Consider the following 18,303-nt stretch of genomic DNA (forward strand, 5'->3'; position numbering starts at 1 on the left):
TGCGGGTCGGGTAGGCTATAAAGGCCCGCTTTCCCGGGCCCCGGGGAATCCAAGGAAGAGCGTTTCGTGGCTGCTAAAAAAACTGCAAAGAAGGCCGCAACGGCCGCCAAGAAAACCGCCAAGCCTGTTGTGAAGAAGTTGGCGGCAAAGCCCGTTGCCAAGAAACCGGCCAGCAAGCCGGCGACCAAGGCAGCGTCCTCGCAACCGGCGGCCAGGAAGGCCACCGCAAAGAAAACGCCGGTCAAGGCAACCAAGCCGGTGGCGAAGAAGGCTGCTGCGCCCGCCAAGGCCAAGCCTGCCGCTGCCAGCAAGAGGGCGCCGGTGATGAAGAAGGCCGCCAGCAAGGCCGCGCCGGTGAAGAAGGCCGCCGCCAAGCCGGTGGCGAAGAAGGCCGTAGCCAAGCCGGCGCCGAAGGCGGTGGTGAAGAAGGCTGCAGCCAAGCCGGTCGCCAAGCCCGCGGCAAAGAAGGTCGCTGCGGCTAAACCGGTTGCCACGCCTGCCGCTGTAAAGAAGGTTGCCAAGAATGTTGCCGTGCCGGCCGTGAAGCCGGCCCCGGCCCCAGTAGTGAAGTCCGCACCGAAGCCTGCTGCCAAGCCGGCTCCGGCCAAGCCTGTCCCGGTCAAGACCGTGGCAGTGGCAGCAGCCCAACCGGCTTCCAAGCCGGCCCCGGCCGCCGCTCCTGCCGCTTCGAAGGCCCCGCAATCCAAGAATCCCGTGCCCGTTTCGAAATCGCCTGCCAAAACCGCCGTGAAATCCGATTCCGCCCCGAAGACCGTGTCGCGCCCTGTCGGCAAGGTTGCCGTGGCCGTCGCCGCCCGCTCGGCTGCACCGGCCCCGCGCAGCAAGTACAAGGTGGTCGAGTACAAGACCGACGAGGCCACCGGCCGCCCGATCCTGCCGACTGGCTACAAGCCGTCCTCGGAAGAGGAATACATGAGCCCGCTGCAGCAGGAGTACTTCCGTCAGCGTCTGCAGAACTGGCGCGCGGACCTGGTGGAAGAGTCCAAGCAGACCATCGAGAATCTTCGTGAGGAAGTGCGTGACATCGGCGACGAAGCCGAGCGCGCGACCCGCGAGACCGAGAACTCGCTGGAACTGCGTACCCGCGACCGCTACCGCAAGCTGATCGGCAAGATCGACAGCACCCTGAAGCGCCTGGAAGCGGGCGACTACGGTTACTGCGTCGACACCGGTGAAGAAATCGGCCTGGAGCGCCTCGAAGCGCGCCTGACCGCCGAGCGCACCATCGACGCCCAGGAGCGTTGGGAGCACCTGCAGAAGCAGCAGGGCGACTGATTCCTGCTCGTTGTATGGTCATGCGAAAAACCCGGCCTCGGCCGGGTTTTTTGTTGGGTTCGAGTTGACTGTGTAGAGCAGCGCCTTCCGGGTATCGGGTGGAGCCTGCGGGTGGGTCCGGGCAGGACACGCTGCAAGTACATCCCTGTAAGCTCGGCCGCGGCATCCATGCCGCGGACGGTCCCGCCCGGACCCACCCGCAGGCTCTCGACGGTTTCCTGCGTGCGCGGCCGATGTAGAGCCGAGCCCACGCTCGGCTCAGGCCGACAGGAGCGGTCATGCGTGCGCTCGCGGCTGTTGAGTCCGCCTTGTAGCGAGCCGAGCACCGCAGGGGAATCAGGGGCGAAGAGGCGCCGCTGTTTGAGCGCAGCGAGTTCGGCGCCGTCCCCTGATTCACCGAGGAGCACAGGGCACCGGCGCGCAGCGCCGGCTCGCGGATGGCGGAGCGCTTCTTTGGTTACTTTCTTTTCGCGAAAAGAAAGTGACAAGCCCAATCATCGAGGGAGAGCAACGGCCCCAGCCAAACACCCGGCGCCGCCGAATCCGCTGTTAGCAGCGTCACTGCAGGTCGCGAAGATTCAGTTTCCGCAGCGTCGGGTTCTTCCACGCCGTGATCCCGGCCACGCTCAGCACCGCGAACCCACCCAGCACCACGGCCGGCACCAGGCCGAGCAGCTTGGCCATCGTGCCTGCATAGAACGCGCCCAGCTCGTTGGACGAACTGATGAAGATGCCGTTGATTGACGACACCCGTCCGCGCATTTCTTCCGGCGTGGCCAACTGCAGGATGGTCGATCGGATCACCACCGAGACGCCATCGAAGGCCCCGTAGAACAGCAGGATCAGCGCCGACAGCCAGAAGTGCTGCGACAGGCCGAAGCCGATCACGCACAGGCCGAAACCGGCCACCGCGAACAGCAGTACGCGGCCGGCATTGCGGTGCAGCGGGTGGCGGGCCAGCCACAGGCCCACGCACACCGAACCGAGCGCCGGCATCGCGCGCAGGATGCCCAGGCCTTCCGGGCCGTGGTGCAGGATTTCGTGCAGGAACGCCGGCAGCATCGCCACCACGCCGCCGAGCAGGACCGAGAACATGTCCAGCGCCATCGCCCCGACCATGATCCGGTTGCCGACCACGAAGCGCGCGCCTTCGGCGATGCTCTTGAAGATCGGCGCGGCGGGACCGGTGTGCACCGGTTCTTCCACCTTCAATGTAGCCAGGCAGGCCATCGCCACCAGCGCAAAGGCCGTAGCCACCGCGTAGGAGAGGCCCTTGCCGCCGAAGCCGACCAGCACGCCACCCAGTGCCGGACCAGCCACCATGCCGGCCTGGAACACCACCGCGCCGAGGCCTGCGCCGCGCGCGAACTGATCGCGGGCCAGCACGCGGGCGAACAGCGCGTTGTAGATCGGCGACAGGAAGGCGCGGACCATGCCGGTCAGGGCGATGGCTGCATAGATGGGCCACACGCCTTCAAACGGCAGCCAGCCCTTGGCCACGCTGGTCAGTACCAGCGCGGTGGCGATCAGCCCGGAACAGGCCGCCATGCCCAACCGACGCCGCGGCAGATGGTCGACCAGGTAGCCGGCGAATGGCGCCACGCAGAAGAACGGCAGCACCTCGGCCAGGCCGATCAGGCCCAGCGAGAACGGATTGCGGGTGACTTCGTAGATGTGCCAGCCGACGGTGACTGCCACCACCTGGTAGGACAGCATCGCGAAGATGCGGTAGGCCAGCAGCTTGGCGAAGCCGGGTCGGGACAGCAGGCCCAGCGCGGTGTCCTCGGCTGTGGCAGGCTCGCTCACGACGGATCGCGCTGCAGCTGGGCCTGCGCGGTCTCGCGGATGAAGGCCAGCATCGCTGCCACACCATTGCTGCGGGTCGGAGACAGGTGGCGGGCCAGGCCGATGTCCTGGATATAGCTCGGTTCGGTGGCCAGGATCTCCTGCGCCGAGCGCCCGGAGTACACGCGCAGCGCCAGGAAGATCAGGCCGGAGACGATGGCCGAATCACTGATGGCATGGAAGCGCAGCGACTGCGCATTGCCTTCCGGCACGATCCAGACCATCGACTGGCAGCCGAGCAGGCGATGCTCTTCGGTCTTCCATTCTTCCGGGAAGGCCGGCAGCTTGCGGCCGAGGTCGATCAGGTACTGGTAGCGCTCGGACCAGTCGCCGAAGAAGCCGAATTCCTCGGCGATGGCGGTCTGTGCCTCGGCGGCGGTGGGTTCAAGCGGGAACGGGGAGTCGGTCACAACAGTCTCTACGGTGGGGCGTGGCCGGCGTACCGGCCACGGGGCAGGGCAGGTCAGCCGCGCTTGCGCGACCAGCGCACGCCCTGCGGGGTATCTTCCAGCACGATGCCTTCGGCGGCCAGCTGGTCGCGGATGGTGTCGGAACGGGCGAAGTCGCGGGCCTTCTTGGCAGCGGCACGCTCGTCGATCAGGCCCTGGATACGGGCATCGTCGCCGTCATCGCCCGCAGCGGTACCGAACCATTGCGCCGGATCGGCCTGCAGCAGGCCCAGGGCCAAGCCGGCACCGAGCAGCTCGCCCTTCAGGCGCGCCTGTTCGGCCGGGTCGGTGGCTCGGCGTGCATCGGCAGCGATGCGGGCCACTTCGGCCAGCGCCTGCGGGGTGTTCAGGTCGTCATCCAGGGTCGCCTCGACCGTGGCCGGGATCGCCACGACCGCGTCGACCGACGCCAGTTCGCGCAGGGTGCCGTACAGGCGATCCAAGGTGCGCACCGACTGCTCGATCAGGCCATCGGACCAGTCCAGCGGCTGCCGGTAGTGGGCCGACAGCAGCGCCAGGCGCAGGGCTTCCGGCGGATGCTGGCGCACCAGGTCGTGCACGCGCTCGATGTTGCCCAGCGACTTGCTCATCTTGGCGCCGCCGAAGTTGAGCATGCCGTTGTGCAGCCAGAAACGGGCGAAGATCTTGCCGCCGTGGGCGCATTCGCTCTGCGCGATCTCGTTCTCGTGGTGCGGGAACTGCAGGTCGACGCCGCCGGCATGGATGTCGATGGTCTCGCCCAGATGGGCGGCGGCCATCGCCGAGCATTCGATGTGCCAGCCCGGGCGGCCACGGCCCCACGGCGATTCCCAGCCGGGCAGGTCGTCGCTGGACGGCTTCCACAGCACGAAATCGCCGGGATCGCGCTTGTAGGGGGCGACATCGACACGGGCGCCGGCCAGCATCTCTTCCGGGTCGCGGCGCGAGAGCTTGCCGTAGCCGTCGAAGCTGGCCACCGCGAACAGCACATGGCCCTCGGCGGCATAGGCATGGCCGTTGGCGATCAGCTGCTCGATCATGGTGACGATCTGCGGCATGTGCGCCGTCACTTCCGGTTCGATGTCCGGCGGCACCACGCCCAGGGCGGCCATGTCTTCACGGTAGGCGGCAGCGAACCTGTCGGTGATGGTGCTGATCGGCACCCCCTGCTCGCGCGCGGCGGTGTTGATCTTGTCGTCCACGTCGGTGATGTTGCGCGCGTAGCGCAGGCCACCGAAACGGCGCCGCAGCAGGTCGGCCAGCACGCCGAACACCACCGGGCCACGGGCGTTGCCGATGTGCACGTAGTTGTAGACCGTGGGGCCGCACACATACAGGGTCGGACAGGCCGGGTCGAGCGGGATGAACGGTTCGAGCTGGCGAGTCAGGTTGTTGTGCAGGCGCAGGGTCATGGGGCTGTGGCTGGGGGACAAGCCTGTGATTTTAGAACGTGTCGGCCCCCTTTGGGGGCACCGCCTGCCACCGGTGGACGCCGGGGCCATCCAAGGTGGGGTGGGCAGGAGCAGCGTGGACGGGTAATGTTCAGCCCCTTGCGCTCGCCACTGCCTACACTATTGCCGTGTCCTTGCTCCCTTCGCCAATGAAATCCACCGCGTTGCTGACCCTGGCCTGCCTGTCGGCGCTGGCCGCCGTGGCCCAGGCGCAGGAGGCCGAGCCCCGCAACCGGGTGGTGATCGTGGAGAACGTGAAGTTCGACTACGCGCAGGTGCTGAACGTCGAGCCCGTGTTCCAGACCCTGCGCGCGACCCGCACCGAAGAACACTGCGAGCCGGTCTCGACCCGGACCCTGGCGCCGGTCAATGTCACCGGCGAGGAGCCGGTTGAGGACAAGGGCCGGATCAGCCGCTTCTGGGACTCGGTGCGCTCGATGTTCAAGCGCAGCGATGAAGAGGTCTCCGAGGACACCGCCGCCGAGTCACCCGCCCCGGCGCCGGCACCGGCCAACAATGGCCCGATGCTGACCCGTGACTGCCGTATCGTGCCGGTGGGGCGTGAATTCCGCAGGCCCATCGCCTACGACGTGGATTACGTCTACAAGGGCACCAAGTACCGCTCACGGCTGCCGGAAGACCCCGGCAACCGGCTCAAGATCCGGGTGTCTATCACCCCTTGGGTCGGCCCCGAGCAGGGCGCCACGGGCAATCCCTGATTCTGCGACCCCGGCCCCTTGCGTCGGCCCCGGCCGCATGCAAAGATGGTTGACCATGAAGCTCATCGACTTCCAGCACGACAGCAGCGCAGCCCGACAGGCGTCCGGCATGACCTCGCGTGCGCGTCGACCGGAACCCCACATCCTCGCTGGGTAACCGGAGCTTTTTGCTGTTCGTCCGAAAAAAACCCAGCCGCCCGGCTGGGTTTTTTCGTTTCTGCGTTCTGAAAGCTGCAACTGCAACCTTTTCGTTCCACCTTTGCTTCCTGTTTTCCCTTCCACCGCGTCGAACCCGGCGCCGCCACGCAAGGAAAGATGATGTCCCCCAAGCACTTCCTGAACACCCAGGACTGGAGCCGCAGCGATCTCGACGCGCTGCTGACCCAGGCCGCGCTGTTCAAGCGCAACAAGCTCGGCGACCAGCTCAAGGGCAAGTCGATCGCGCTGGTGTTCTTCAATCCGTCCATGCGCACCCGCACCAGCTTCGAACTGGGCGCGTTCCAGCTCGGCGCCCACGCGGTGGTGCTGCAGCCGGGCAAGGATGCGTGGCCGATCGAGTTCAACCTCGGCACGGTGATGGACGGCGATACCGAAGAGCACATCGCTGAAGTGGCCAAGGTGCTGGGCCGTTACTGCGACATCATCGCCGTGCGCGCGTTCCCCAAGTTCATCGACTGGGCCTACGACCGCCAGGACATCGTCCTCAACAGCTTCGCCAAGTACTCGCCGGTGCCGGTCATCAACATGGAGACCATCACCCACCCGTGCCAGGAACTGGCGCACGTGATGGCCCTGCAGGAGCACTTCGGCACCCAGGACCTGCGTGGCAAGAAGTACGTGCTGACCTGGACCTACCACCCCAAGCCGCTGAACACCGCCGTGGCCAACTCGGCGCTGACCATCGCCACGCGCATGGGGATGGACGTGACCGTGCTGTGCCCGACCGCCGACTACATCCTGGATGACCGCTACATGGGCTGGGCCGAGCAGAACGTGGCCGAGAGCGGCGGTTCGCTGAAGATCAGCCATGACATCGACAGCGCCTACGCCGGCGCCGACGTGGTCTACGCCAAGAGCTGGGGGGCGCTGCCGTTCTTCGGCAACTGGGAGCCGGAAAAGCCGATCCGCGACCAGTTCAGGCACTTCATCGTGGACGAGCGGAAGATGGCGCTGACCAACAACGGTGTGTTCAGCCACTGCCTGCCGCTGCGCCGGAACGTGAAGGCCACCGATGGCGTGATGGATTCGCCGCAGTGCATCGCCATCAACGAAGCCGAGAACCGCCTGCACGTGCAGAAGGCGATCATGGCCGCGGTTGCCGGGCGCTGATTTTTTCCGATTCAATCATTTCCGCCGGGCACGGCCCGGCGCTACCAGGACATACCCTCCCCATGAGCAACAAAGACGTCGTTCTCGCCTTCTCCGGCGGCCTGGATACCAGCTTCTGCGTGCCGTACCTGCAGGAGCGTGGCTACAACGTGCACACCGTGTTCGCCGACACCGGCGGCGTGGATGATGAAGAGCGCGATTTCATCGAAAAGCGCGCCGCCGAGCTGGGCGTGACCAGCCACGTTACCGTCAACGGTGGCCCGGCCATCTGGGAAGGCTTCGTCAAGCCGTTCGTGTGGGCCGGTGAAGGCTACCAGGGCCAGTACCCGCTGCTGGTGTCGGACCGTTACCTGATCGTCGATGCGGCGCTGAAGCGTGCCGCCGAACTGGGCACCCACATCATCGCCCACGGCTGCACCGGCATGGGCAACGACCAGGTCCGCTTCGACCTGGCCGTGAAGGCACTGGGCGACTACCAGATCATCGCGCCGATCCGCGAGATCCAGAAGGAACACACCCAGACCCGCGCCTACGAGCAGAAGTACCTGGAAGAGCGCGGCTTCGGCGTGCGCGCCAAGCAGCAGGCCTACACCATCAACGAGAACCTGCTGGGCCTGACCATGTCCGGCGGCGAGATCGACCGCTGGGAAGCCCCGGGCGAGGGCGCCCGTGGCTGGTGCGCACCGCGCAGCGAGTGGCCGGAGCAGGCGCTGACGGTCACCCTGAAGTTCGTCGAAGGCGAAGCGGTTGAACTGAACGGCAAGGCGCTGCCGGGCGACCAGATCCTGGCCCAGCTCAACAAGCTGTTCGCCCCGTACGGCGTTGGCCGCGGCGTCTACACCGGCGATACCGTGATCGGCCTGAAGGGCCGCATCGTGTTCGAGGCACCGGGCCTGGTCTCGCTGCTGGCCGCACACCGCGCGCTGGAAGATGCGGTGCTGACCAAGCAGCAGAACCGCTTCAAGCCGGATGTGGCGCGCAAGTGGGTGGAGCTGGTGTACGAAGGCTTCTACCACGACCCGCTGAAGACCGACATCGAAGCGTTCCTGAAGTCCTCGCAGGCCAAGGTCAACGGTGAAGTGGTGCTGGAGACCCGTGGTGGCCGCGTCGATGCAGTGGCGGTGAAGTCGCCGCACCTGCTCAACACCAAGGGTGCCACCTACGCGCAGTCGGCCGACTGGGGCGTGGAAGAGGCCGAGGGCTTCATCAAGCTGTTCGGCATGAGCTCGACGCTTTACGCGCAAGTCAACCGCTGAGCGGTTGACCACGCATTCCACCTCAACCCTGCGCCGTTGGCGCGCCCCCTTCAACAAGAAGGGGGCTCTCCACCAGACGCATTCCGGTAGCGCCGGGCCATGCCCGGCGGAATTCCACAGGATTGTTGATTCATGCTTGAACAGACGCTCGATCACCTGCAGGCGCTGGTGTCCTTCGACACCCGCAACCCGCCGCGTGCGATCACCACCGGTGGCATCTTCGATTACCTGCGCGCGAACCTGCCCGGCTTCAACGTCGAGGTGATCGACCACGGCGCCGGTGCGGTCAGCCTGTACGCCGTGCGCGGGACGCCGAAGTACCTGTTCAACGTACACCTGGATACCGTGCCGGATTCGCCGCACTGGAGTGCCGACCCGCACGTGATGCGCCGCCTGGACGACCGCGTGGTCGGTCTGGGCGTGTGTGACATCAAGGGCGCGGCCGCCGCACTGGTGGCCGCAGCCAATGCCAGCGACGGTGACGCAGCCTTCCTGTTCTCCAGCGATGAAGAAGCCAACGATCCGCGCTGCATCGCTGCGTTCCTGGCCCGTGGCCTGCCGTATGAAGCGGTGCTGGTGGCCGAGCCGACCATGAGCGAGGCGGTGCTGGCGCACCGTGGCATCAGCTCGGTGCTGATGCAGTTCGCTGGCCGCGCGGGGCATGCCTCGGGCAAGCAGGATGCAGCCGCCAGCGCGCTGCATCAGGCCATGCGCTGGGGCAACCGCGCGCTGGACCACGTGGAATCGCTGGCGTCGGCGCGCTTCGGCGGGCTGACCGGCCTGCGCTTCAACATCGGTCGCGTCGAAGGTGGCATCAAGGCCAACATGATCGCGCCCGCTGCCGAAGTGCGCTTCGGTTTCCGTCCGCTGCCGTCGATGGATATCGATGCGTTGCTGGCGACCTTTGCCGGCTTCGCCGAGCCGCAGGCGGCACTGTTCACCGAAACCTTCCGTGGCCCCAGCCTGCCGGCCGGTGACATCGCCGAAGCCGAGAACCGCCGCCTGCTGGCGCGCGACGTGGCCGATGCGCTGGACCTGCCGATCGGCAACGCGGTGGACTTCTGGACCGAGGCCTCGCTGTTCTCGGCCGGTGGCTACACCACGCTGGTGTTCGGCCCGGGCGACATCGCCCAGGCCCACACCGCCGACGAGTTCGTGACGCTGGAGCAGCTGCAGCGCTACACCGACGCCGTGCACCGCATCATCGCCGCCGGCGCCTGATTCTTCCCTTTCCGACGAAACCGAAATGTCTCCTGCCCTCCAGCCCCACCGCCAGACCCGCCAGACCATCGTGCGCCTGCTTTCCAGCATGGCCAGCGCGAAGGAGATCAGCCAGTACCTCAAGCGCTTTTCGCAGCTGGATGCCAAGCGCTTCGCCGTGGTCAAGGTCGGCGGCGCGGTGCTGCGCGACGACCTCGACGCGCTGACCTCCTCGCTGTCGTTCCTGCAGGAGGTCGGTCTGACCCCGATCGTGCTGCACGGCGCCGGCCCGCAGCTGGATGCCGAGCTGTCGGCCGCTGGCATCGAGAAGCAGACCGTGAACGGCCTGCGCGTGACCTCGCCGGAAGCGCTGGCGATCGTGCGCCGGGTGTTCCAGCAGTCCAACCTGCGCCTGGTCGAGGCGCTGCAGCAGAACGGCGCGCGCGCCACCTCGATCACCGGTGGTGTGTTCGAGGCCGAGTACCTGGACGTGGACACCTACGGCCTGGTCGGCGAGGTGAAGAAGGTCAACCTGGCGCCAATCGAGGCCAGCCTGCGCGCCGGCTCGATCCCGGTCATCACCAGCCTGGGTGAAACCGCCGGCGGCCAGATCCTCAACGTCAACGCCGACTTCGCCGCCAACGAGCTGGTGCAGGAGCTGCAGCCGTACAAGATCATCTTCCTGACCGGCACCGGCGGCCTGCTGGACGAGCAGGGCAATGTGATCGATTCGATCAACCTGTCCACCGAGTACGACCACCTGATCGCGCAGCCGTGGATCCACGGCGGCATGAAGGTGAAGATCGAACAGATCAAGGATCTGCTTGATCGCCTGCCGCTGGAATCGTCGGTGTCGATCACCCGTCCGGCCGACCTGGCCAAGGAACTGTTCACCCACAAGGGCTCGGGCACGCTGGTACGCAAGGGCGAGAAAGTACTGCGCGCCACCGCCTGGGACGAACTGGACCTGCCGCGCCTGAAGGGCCTGATCGAATCCAGTTTCGGCCGCACCCTGGTGCCGGACTACTTCGAGAAGACCAAACTGTTGCGTGCCTATGTCAGCGAGAACTACCGCACCGCGGTGATCCTCACCGACGAGGCAGAGGGCGTGTACCTGGACAAGTTCGCCGTGCTCGACGACGCGCAGGGCGAGGGCCTGGGCCGCGCAGTATGGAACGTGATGCTGGAGGAAACCCCGCAGCTGTTCTGGCGCTCGCGCCACGGCAACCCGATCAATCACTTCTACTACGCCGAGTCCGATGGCTGCTACAAGCAGGATCAGTGGAAGGTGTTCTGGTTCGGTGCCGATGGCATCGACCGGATCAAGACCTATGTCGATCATTGCGCGCAGCGCACCCCGAGCCTGCGGGGCTGAGTGATGAGCAACCTCGATGCCTGGAACACGGTTCCCACCCTGCGCGGCCAGCACGTAACCCTGCAGCCGCTGCAGATGGAGCACGTGCCGGGCCTGCGCGATGCGCTTGAAGGCAGCGGCCTGGACCAGCTCTGGTACACCCAGGTGCCGTCACCGCAGCGGGTCGAGCACTATGTGCAGGCCGCGCTGAAGGCGCAGGCTGAAGGCAAGGTGCTGCCCTTCGTGATCCGCGATGCGGCGGGTGAGATCATCGGCAGCACGCGCTTCTACGACATGGATGCCGGCGTGCCCAAGCTCAGTCTCGGCTACACCTGGTATGCGCCGCGTGTGCAGCGCACCGGCGCCAACACCGAAGCCAAGCTGTTGCTGCTGCAGCACGCCTTCGAGGCCATGGGCTGCATCAGCGTGGTGCTGGAAACCAGCTGGTTCAACGTCACTTCGCGTACCGCCATCGCCCGCCTCGGCGCCAAGCAGGACGGCGTGCTGCGCAACCACAAGCGGCATGCCGACGGCACGCCGCGCGACACCGTCATCTTCTCCATCATCGATGCGGAATGGCAGGGCGTGAAGCGCCACCTGCAGTACCGCCTGGACAGTCACGCATGAACGATTCGACTTTCACCCTGGGTATCGTCGGTGCCCGCGGCCATACCGGTGCCGAGCTGATCAAGCTGGTGGCCGCCCATCCGCGGCTGAAACTGGCTTTCGTCTCCTCGCGCGAGCGCGCCGGGCAGCGCCTGTCCGATCACCATCCGGAATTCCAGGGTGACCTGCAGTACGAGAACCTGGACGCCGACGCGGTGGCCGCCAAGGGCGTGGATGCGGTGATCCTGGCCCTGCCCAATGGCCTGGCCGCGCCGTTCGTGGCCGCGCTTGAAACCGCGAAGCCGGACACTGTCATCGTCGATCTCTCGGCCGACTACCGCTTCGACAACAGCTGGTACTACGGCCTGCCGGAGCTGACCCGCGGCCGCTACAACGGCCAGAAGCACATCAGCAACCCGGGCTGCTATGCCACGGCAATGCAGCTGGCGGTGCATCCGCTGCTGGACCTGCTGGCCGGTCCGCCGCAGTGCTTCGGTGTCTCCGGCTACTCCGGTGCCGGTACCACGCCGTCGGACAAGAACAACGTTGAACTGCTGGCCGACAACCTGATGCCGTATGCGCTGACCAACCACGTGCACGAGCGCGAAGTGTCCGTGCAGCTGGGCGTGGCGGTCGAGTTCATGCCGCACGTCGCGCCGCATTTCCGTGGCATCACGCTCACCGCCAATCTGTGGCTGAACCGGGTGCAGACCCGCGAGCAGATCGTCGAGCGCTTCCAGCAGGCCTATTCCGGCGAACCCTTGATCGAAGTGGTGGATGAAGCGCCGTGGGTCAGCCGCATTGCCGGTCGCCACGGTGCCCAGGTCGGTGGCTTCACCTTGGCCCCGGGCGGCAAGCGGGTCGTGGTGGTGGCGACCCTGGACAACCTGCTCAAGGGCGCGGCCACCCAGGCCATGCAGAACCTCAACCTCGCGCTGGGCATCGACGAACTGACGTCGATCCCGCACTGAACACGTATTCCGGAGCCCCCATGGCAGACCTTCTTTGGCAGAAGCCCGGCGTCGCCGTCGACGCCCAGATCCAGACCTTCCTCGCCGGCGACGACGTGATCCTCGATCGCGAATTCTTCCTGCACGACATCGCCGCCAGCGCCGCGCATGCACAGGGCCTGCAGCACATCGGCATCCTCAGCGCCGACGAGCTGGAAGGCCTGCTGCGCGAACTGGAGATCCTGGCGCAGGACTTCCGCGAAGGCCGCTTCGTGCTGGATACGCAGTACGAGGATGGCCACTCGGCGATCGAAGCGCGGTTGACCGAACGCCTCGGCGACGCCGGCCGCAAGATCCACACCGGCCGCAGCCGCAACGACCAGATCCTGGTGGCCACCCGCCTGTGGCTGAAAGAGAAGCTGCAGCGCGTGGCGCAGCTCAGCGCCGAAGTGGCCAAGGTCGCGCTGGACCGTGCGCAGGCCGAGAAGGACCTGCCGATACCCGGCTATACCCACATCCAGCGTGCCGTGGTGTCCTCGGCCGGCATGTGGTGGGCGGGCTGGTCCGAGGCCTTCATCGACAATGCCATCCGCGCCCGTGACACCCATGCACTGATCGATGCCAACCCGCTGGGCACCGCCGCCGGTTATGGCGTCAATCTGCCGCTGGACCGCGAACACACCACGGCTGCGCTCGGTTTCGCGCGCATGCAGATCTCGCCGATCTACGCGCAGCTGTCGCGGGGCAAGTTCGAGCTGGCCGCGCTGGAAGCACTGGGTGGTGCCACGCTGGACCTGCGCCGCATTGCCTGGGACCTGTCGCTGTTCACCAGCGCCGAGTTCGGCTTCGTCGCACTGCCGGCGCAGTACACCACCGGCAGCTCGATCATGCCCAACAAGCGCAACCCGGATGTGATCGAGCTGATGCGCGCCACCCATGCCAGCGTCGCCGCCGCGCGCACCGAGATCGAGCAGCTGCTGTCGCTGCCGTCGGGCTACCATCGCGACCTGCAGTCGTCCAAGGGCGCCATCTTCCATGGCTTCGGCCGTGGCCTGGCGGCGCTGGAGCTGCTGCCGGCGCTGCTGGCCAATCTGGAGTGGCGTGACGACAGGCTGCGCGCAGCGATCGACTCGGGCATGTATGCCACCGACGTTGCCGTGGAAGCGGCCGTGGCTGGTGTGCCGTTCCGCGAGGCCTACAAGGCCGCTGCGGCCGGTGCCGACAGTGCAGGGCAGGGGCGCACGCCGGAAGGCAGCCTGGCCGCTCGCGTGTCGCCGGGTTCGGCAGCCGACCTGCGCCTGGATGAACTGCGCGCGCGCTGGCAGGCGCTGTCCTGATGGCGGGCACGGTCTACCTGGTGTTGGCCATGCGCCGGCCCGGTTTCAATGCCGCCGCCGTGCAGCCGCATCGTGACTTCCTCGATGCGTTGCAGGCGCAGGGAAAGCTGCAGCTGACCGGCGGCTTCGCCGATGGCAGCGGTGGCGCCTATGTGCTGTGCAACGTGGACAGCCTGGCGCAGGCACAGGCCATCGTCGCCACCGATCCGCTGGTGACGATGCAGGCCTCCGACCTGACCGTGCACGAATGGAACACTCGCTGAGAGCCTGACCGATGATCCAGCACGCTGCCCACGTCGCCTCGCCGTTCCCCGAACAAGCGCTGCCACCATGGCGGCGTGCAGTGCTGAAGGTCGGCAGCAGCCTGCTGGCAGCCGATGGCGGCGGCCTGTCGCCACGCCACGCGCTGGGCCTGGCACAGTTCGTCTCGGCCAATGTACTGGCCGGGCGTGAGGTGGTGATCGTATCGTCCGGCGCGGTCGCTGCCGGGCGCGCGATCCTGCCGCGGGCCGATGAGCCCGGCGCGGCGATGGCGGCGCGGCAGGCGCTGGCCGCGCTCGGCCAGGCCCAGCTGATCGGGCTCTGGCAGCGCTTCTTCGAGCGCCCGGTGGCGCAGGTGCTGCTGACCCACGACGACCTGCGCAACCGCCGCCGCTACCTCAACGCACGCGCTACCCTCAACGAACTGCTGCGGCTGGGTGCGTTGCCGGTGGTCAACGAGAACGACACCGTGTCGGTGGACGAGCTCAAGCTCGGCGACAACGACAACCTGGCCGCGACCGTGGCGGCGCTGGTCGATGCCGACGCACTGTTCATCGCCACTGACATCGACGGCCTGTACAGCGCCGACCCGCGCACCGTGGCCGACGCGCGGCCGTTGCACGACGTGCCGGAACTGAGTGACGAGGTGCTGGCGATGGCCGGTGGCGCCGGCTCGCGCGCTGGTACCGGCGGCATGCGCACCAAGCTGGAGGCGGCGGCGAAGGCCGGTCGCCTCGGCATAGAAACCTATCTGTTCAATGGCCGCAGTGGCGACGTGGTGCGCGCGCTGGCGCAGGATCGCCTGTTCGGTACCCGTATCCACGCCGCACGCAGCCGCGAGGCCGCACGCAAGCACTGGCTGCGGCACGCGCCGCTGGTCGAGGGCGCGATCGTGATCGATGCCGGCGCGGCGCAGGCCATGCGCGAGAAGGGCGCCTCGCTGCTGCCCGGTGGCATCACCGGCGCGGAGGGCGCGTTCCGCCGTGGCGACATGGTGCAGGTGTGCTGGAACGCGCCGCAGGGCCGTGTCTGCGTCGCGCGCGGCGTCAGCCAGTACGCGGCCGATGATGTGCGCCGGATCGCCGGCCGCCATTCGCGCGACATCGAGGCCGTGCTGGGCTACAACTACGGCGGCAGCGTCGTCCATCGCGACGATCTGGTGCTGCCATGACCGGTTTGAAGGACTCCCCGATGAGCGACATCGAAACGCAGGCGCGTGCCTGCCGTGACGCGGCCCAGAACGTTGCCGGCCTCGACAGTGCGGCCCGCCGCACGCTGCTGCTGGCCATGGCACAGGCGCTGGAAGTGAATGCCGGGCTGATCCTTGCCGGTAATGCACGTGACCTCGCCGCCGCGCGCGACAAGGGCGTTGGCAGCGCCATGCTCGACCGCCTGGCGCTGGACCCGGCACGCCTGTTCGCGATGGCCGAAGCCGTGCGTGAGGTCGCCGCGCTGCCCGATCCCGTCGGCCAGATCACCCGCGACGATGTGCGTCCAAACGGCATCCGCGTGCAGAAGGTACGCGTGCCGCTGGGTGTGATCGCAATGATCTATGAGGCGCGCCCGAACGTGACCGCCGAAGCGGCTGCGCTGTGCCTGAAGGCCGGCAATGGTGTGATCCTGCGCGGTGGCTCCGAAGCGATCCATTCCAACACAGCCATCGCCCAGGCGTTGGCAGGCGCGCTCAAGGCCAATGGCGTGCCACCGGCGGCGGTGACCGTGCTGACCGACCTGCGCCGAGAAGCGATGCTGGAACTGCTGCAGCTGCATGAACTGATCGATCTGGCGATTCCGCGCGGCGGCGAAGGCCTGATCCGCTTCGTTGCCGAACATGCGCGGGTGCCGGTGATCAAGCACTACAAGGGTGTCTGCCACCTGTTCGTGGATGCCAGCGCCGACCTCGGCAAAGCCATCGATCTGCTGGTGGACGGAAAGTGCAGTCGTCCGTCGGCCTGCAATTCGCTGGAGACCCTGCTGGTGCACCGCGATGTGGCCGAAGCGTTCCTGCCGCGCGTGGCACAGGCGCTCGGCGAGCGCGGCGTGGAGCTGCGGGCCGACGCGGCTGCGCAGCCGTTGCTGCCGGGTAGCAACGCAGCCACCGATGCGGATTACGCCGCCGAGTTCCTGGATCTGGTGCTGGCCGTGCGGGTGGTGGATGACCTCGATGCGGCCATCGCGCACATCCGCCGCTATACCTCCGACCATACCGAAGTGATTGCGACCGAAGACGCGCTCCACGCCGAGCGCTTCGTCAACGCGCTGCGTTCGGCGGTGGTGATGGTGAATGCCTCATCGCGCTTTTCCGATGGTGGGCAGTTGGGCCTGGGCAGCGAGATCGGTATTTCCACCACGCGCCTGCACGCCTACGGCCCGATGGGCCTGGAAGCACTCACCGTCGAACGGTTCGTCGTGCGCGGTGAAGGGCAGACGCGCACGTAGATCCACGCCGTGCGTGGATGCTCTTCGCGGTAGACCCCGGTGCCGACCAGGGTCGGCATCTACCAAAGCAAGTGCCGACCAGGGTCGGCACCCACCGGGTTGTCGGGTTACACCACCTCGCGGCGGATGCCGATCGGCCGCGCGTGATCGTCCATGTGCAGCGTGGCGGCCTTGCAGCCGAGCAGGCGCTCGGCCAGCCCGGTGCTGGCCCCCAGGTCGGCGGCCACTTCGTTGAGGCTGGCCAGCGGCCGCGGCAGGCGCCGGTCGTGGCCGCGGAAGCGCGCGCGGTTGTACTCGGCCCAGCCGATCAGCAGCACGCTGGCACACAGCAGCATCAGCGGCAGCGCCACCAGCACATAGGGGTCGAACTGGTTCTTGCGCTCGTACAGCTGCTGCCAGGCCATCTGCCCGCCGATCAGCCACGAGAGCAGGGTCACCAACGGTGCCCACAGGTAGAAGTAGAACCCCCAGAACGCGAGTGTGACGAAGCCCCAGGCGGTGCGCTGGAAGCGTGGTTGGCGATGCGGCTTGCGGATCATCCGCGAGTCGAAGCGGTTGGACGGGCGTTGTGCGTTCATCGGATCCCCCGATCGGGACTGGTCCAGGTGGCGCGCTTGCTGCGACGGCGCAGCAGGGTTTTCGGCAACGCCACCAGGGTGGTGGAAAGGCTGATCAACCAGTACGCCATCGGGTACCAGATGACCCAGAAGTAGTTGCGTCCAATCTGTGTTTCGTAACGACGGTCGATGATCAGGCTGCTGGCGAACTGCAGCAGGCAGACCAGGGCCAGGATCACGCCGTGCCATTCCGGCAGCAGGCTGGCGATATGCAGCTGCGGCGGCAGTTCGATGAACTTGCCCAGCGCCCACAGCACCACGATGAACAACATGGTGTAAGCCCAGATCACGCTCAGCACGTACTCCAGCAGTACGCCCCACATGCGCCGCTCCTTCCAGTGCAGCAGCGAGCGGGCGTGGCGCAGCATCACCTCCACGCCACCCTGGGCCCAGCGCAGCCGCTGCCTCCACAGCCCCTTCAGCGTTTCCGGCATCAGGATGAAGCACAGTGCGTTGGGTTCGTAGCGAATGTCCCAGTGCGCCCGCTGCAGGCGCCAGCTGATGTCGATGTCTTCGGTCACCATGTCGTCCGACCACCAGCCTACCTGGTGCAGGGCGGTACGGCGGAAGCCGGCGATCACCCCGGAGATGGTGAAGATGCGCCCGTATACGCGCTGCGCGCGCTTGATCATGCCGATGATCGAGGAGAACTCGGCCACCTGCAGGCGTCCGAGCAGGGTGGAGCGGTTGCGGATGCGCGGATTGCCGGTCACCGCGCCGACCCGGTTGCCGCTGACCAGGTGCCAGATCATCCAGTGCAGCGCGTGCTCCTCCAGCATCGCGTCGCCGTCGATGCACACCAGGTACTCCGAACGCGCGGCGAGTGCACCCATGCGCAGCGCATTGGCCTTGCCCAGGTTGCGGTCCAGGTGCAGCACGCGCAGCCGTGGGTGCTTTGCCGCCAGGGCGTCCAGCCGCGCACCGGTGTCGTCGCTGCTGCCGTCGTCGATGGCGATCACTTCGTAGTCGGCCGGGTAGCGCTGTGCCAGCGCCGCGCCGAGCGTGTCGTCGAGGTTCGCGGACTCGTTGTGACAGGGAATCAGCAGGCTCGCGAACGGTGGATCGACCATCAGCGGCGGGTCGTTGCGTGGACGCGAATGGCGTTCGCGCCGGAAGTAGTAATACAGGCCGCCCGACATCCAGAAGAACGCCATCACCATCGGGTAGTAGAAGGCGAACTGGAACAGGACCTGCAGCAACGGATGCATGTCCATG

17 protein-coding genes are annotated in these 18,303 nt (G+C 66.9%); 12 read left to right on the forward strand and 5 right to left on the reverse strand.

What is annotated here, in order from left to right:
* Positions 1-66 precede the first annotated feature (66 nt).
* Positions 67-1,296 carry an RNA polymerase-binding protein DksA gene (dksA, locus tag AC5QAH_RS01505; protein ID WP_495232034.1) on the forward strand — a complete coding sequence of 410 codons (1,230 nt, stop codon included), beginning with the start codon at positions 67-69 and terminating at the stop codon, positions 1,294-1,296.
* 558 nt (positions 1,297-1,854) lie between these two features.
* On the opposite strand, the gene AC5QAH_RS01510 is transcribed toward dksA, so the two are convergent.
* From AC5QAH_RS01510 to cysS, 3 genes are read right to left on the reverse strand one after another with little or no spacing between them, the layout of a single operon-like run.
* Positions 1,855-3,102, reverse strand: coding sequence for an MFS transporter (locus AC5QAH_RS01510; RefSeq protein WP_049482302.1), 1,248 nt, complete (start codon positions 3,100-3,102; stop codon positions 1,855-1,857).
* Positions 3,099-3,551, reverse strand: a complete 453-nt coding sequence (locus AC5QAH_RS01515; RefSeq protein ID WP_010486631.1) for a SufE family protein — start codon at positions 3,549-3,551, stop codon at positions 3,099-3,101. The genes AC5QAH_RS01510 and AC5QAH_RS01515 overlap by 4 nt, the downstream gene beginning before the upstream one ends.
* 53 nt (positions 3,552-3,604) lie before the next feature.
* A complete protein-coding gene (cysS, locus tag AC5QAH_RS01520) occupies positions 3,605-4,981 on the reverse strand; it encodes a cysteine--tRNA ligase (RefSeq protein ID WP_440865444.1) in 1,377 nt (458 codons plus the stop codon).
* A 188-nt stretch (positions 4,982-5,169) separates the two neighbouring features.
* On the opposite strand from cysS, the gene AC5QAH_RS01525 reads away from it, so the two are divergent.
* From AC5QAH_RS01525 to AC5QAH_RS01575, 11 genes are all read left to right on the forward strand, one after another.
* Positions 5,170-5,739, forward strand: a complete 570-nt coding sequence (locus AC5QAH_RS01525) for a glycine zipper 2TM domain-containing protein (RefSeq protein WP_043400934.1) — start codon at positions 5,170-5,172, stop codon at positions 5,737-5,739.
* A 318-nt stretch (positions 5,740-6,057) separates the two neighbouring features.
* Positions 6,058-7,068 (forward strand): N-acetylornithine carbamoyltransferase, encoded by a 1,011-nt coding sequence (locus AC5QAH_RS01530; RefSeq protein WP_313311392.1) that lies wholly within the window; start codon positions 6,058-6,060, stop codon positions 7,066-7,068.
* Positions 7,069-7,130: 62 nt separating this feature from the next.
* Entirely contained in the window at positions 7,131-8,324 is a 1,194-nt protein-coding gene (locus AC5QAH_RS01535) for an argininosuccinate synthase (protein WP_019336650.1), read from the forward strand.
* 132 nt (positions 8,325-8,456) lie between these two features.
* The gene (locus AC5QAH_RS01540; RefSeq protein WP_010486641.1) at positions 8,457-9,545 is read left to right on the forward strand and encodes an acetylornithine deacetylase; all 1,089 of its coding nucleotides are present in this window, start codon (positions 8,457-8,459) and stop codon (positions 9,543-9,545) included.
* Positions 9,546-9,570: 25 nt separating this feature from the next.
* Positions 9,571-10,899 carry an acetylglutamate kinase gene (locus AC5QAH_RS01545; protein ID WP_164193895.1) on the forward strand — a complete coding sequence of 443 codons (1,329 nt, stop codon included), beginning with the start codon at positions 9,571-9,573 and terminating at the stop codon, positions 10,897-10,899.
* Between the two features lie 3 nt (positions 10,900-10,902).
* Positions 10,903-11,505, forward strand: coding sequence for a GNAT family N-acetyltransferase (locus AC5QAH_RS01550; protein ID WP_049482324.1), 603 nt, complete (start codon positions 10,903-10,905; stop codon positions 11,503-11,505).
* Positions 11,502-12,455 (forward strand): N-acetyl-gamma-glutamyl-phosphate reductase, encoded by a 954-nt coding sequence (gene argC / locus AC5QAH_RS01555; protein WP_313311395.1) that lies wholly within the window; start codon positions 11,502-11,504, stop codon positions 12,453-12,455. The genes AC5QAH_RS01550 and argC overlap by 4 nt, the downstream gene beginning before the upstream one ends.
* 20 nt (positions 12,456-12,475) lie before the next feature.
* A complete protein-coding gene (gene argH / locus AC5QAH_RS01560; RefSeq protein ID WP_019336646.1) occupies positions 12,476-13,771 on the forward strand; it encodes an argininosuccinate lyase in 1,296 nt (431 codons plus the stop codon).
* A complete protein-coding gene (locus AC5QAH_RS01565; RefSeq protein WP_010486652.1) occupies positions 13,771-14,034 on the forward strand; it encodes a YciI family protein in 264 nt (87 codons plus the stop codon). Before argH ends, AC5QAH_RS01565 begins: the two co-directional genes overlap by 1 nt.
* 11 nt (positions 14,035-14,045) lie before the next feature.
* Complete coding sequence (gene proB, locus AC5QAH_RS01570; RefSeq protein WP_010486653.1) at positions 14,046-15,203, forward strand: glutamate 5-kinase; 1,158 nt, start codon at positions 14,046-14,048, stop codon at positions 15,201-15,203.
* Positions 15,200-16,471, forward strand: a complete 1,272-nt coding sequence (locus AC5QAH_RS01575) for a glutamate-5-semialdehyde dehydrogenase (protein WP_159360394.1) — start codon at positions 15,200-15,202, stop codon at positions 16,469-16,471. The genes proB and AC5QAH_RS01575 overlap by 4 nt, the downstream gene beginning before the upstream one ends.
* A gap of 107 nt (positions 16,472-16,578) precedes the next feature.
* On the opposite strand, the gene pgaD is transcribed toward AC5QAH_RS01575, so the two are convergent.
* Positions 16,579-17,049 (reverse strand): poly-beta-1,6-N-acetyl-D-glucosamine biosynthesis protein PgaD, encoded by a 471-nt coding sequence (pgaD, locus tag AC5QAH_RS01580; RefSeq protein ID WP_010486657.1) that lies wholly within the window; start codon positions 17,047-17,049, stop codon positions 16,579-16,581.
* Entirely contained in the window at positions 17,046-18,302 is a 1,257-nt protein-coding gene (gene pgaC, locus AC5QAH_RS01585; protein ID WP_010486660.1) for a poly-beta-1,6-N-acetyl-D-glucosamine synthase, read from the reverse strand. The genes pgaD and pgaC overlap by 4 nt, the downstream gene beginning before the upstream one ends.
* Between the last annotated feature and the right edge of the window lies 1 nt (position 18,303).

Source organism: Stenotrophomonas sp. YJH_SMC_43 (genome assembly GCF_059372535.1).

What these genes read in the sequence shown, in the direction of transcription:
- cysS (WP_440865444.1), bottom strand. Translation starts at nt 4,981, where the DNA reads ATGACCCTGCGCCTGCACAACAACCTGACTCGCCAGCTCGAACCGTTC.
- AC5QAH_RS01525 (WP_043400934.1), top strand. Translation starts at nt 5,170, where the DNA reads ATGAAATCCACCGCGTTGCTGACCCTGGCCTGCCTGTCGGCGCTGGCC.
- AC5QAH_RS01530 (WP_313311392.1), top strand. Translation starts at nt 6,058, where the DNA reads ATGTCCCCCAAGCACTTCCTGAACACCCAGGACTGGAGCCGCAGCGAT.
- AC5QAH_RS01535 (WP_019336650.1), top strand. Translation starts at nt 7,131, where the DNA reads ATGAGCAACAAAGACGTCGTTCTCGCCTTCTCCGGCGGCCTGGATACC.
- AC5QAH_RS01540 (WP_010486641.1), top strand. Translation starts at nt 8,457, where the DNA reads ATGCTTGAACAGACGCTCGATCACCTGCAGGCGCTGGTGTCCTTCGAC.
- AC5QAH_RS01545 (WP_164193895.1), top strand. Translation starts at nt 9,571, where the DNA reads ATGTCTCCTGCCCTCCAGCCCCACCGCCAGACCCGCCAGACCATCGTG.
- AC5QAH_RS01550 (WP_049482324.1), top strand. Translation starts at nt 10,903, where the DNA reads ATGAGCAACCTCGATGCCTGGAACACGGTTCCCACCCTGCGCGGCCAG.
- argC (WP_313311395.1), top strand. Translation starts at nt 11,502, where the DNA reads ATGAACGATTCGACTTTCACCCTGGGTATCGTCGGTGCCCGCGGCCAT.
- argH (WP_019336646.1), top strand. Translation starts at nt 12,476, where the DNA reads ATGGCAGACCTTCTTTGGCAGAAGCCCGGCGTCGCCGTCGACGCCCAG.
- AC5QAH_RS01565 (WP_010486652.1), top strand. Translation starts at nt 13,771, where the DNA reads ATGGCGGGCACGGTCTACCTGGTGTTGGCCATGCGCCGGCCCGGTTTC.
- proB (WP_010486653.1), top strand. Translation starts at nt 14,046, where the DNA reads ATGATCCAGCACGCTGCCCACGTCGCCTCGCCGTTCCCCGAACAAGCG.
- AC5QAH_RS01575 (WP_159360394.1), top strand. Translation starts at nt 15,200, where the DNA reads ATGACCGGTTTGAAGGACTCCCCGATGAGCGACATCGAAACGCAGGCG.
- pgaD (WP_010486657.1), bottom strand. Translation starts at nt 17,049, where the DNA reads ATGAACGCACAACGCCCGTCCAACCGCTTCGACTCGCGGATGATCCGC.
- pgaC (WP_010486660.1), bottom strand. Translation starts at nt 18,302, where the DNA reads ATGGACATGCATCCGTTGCTGCAGGTCCTGTTCCAGTTCGCCTTCTAC.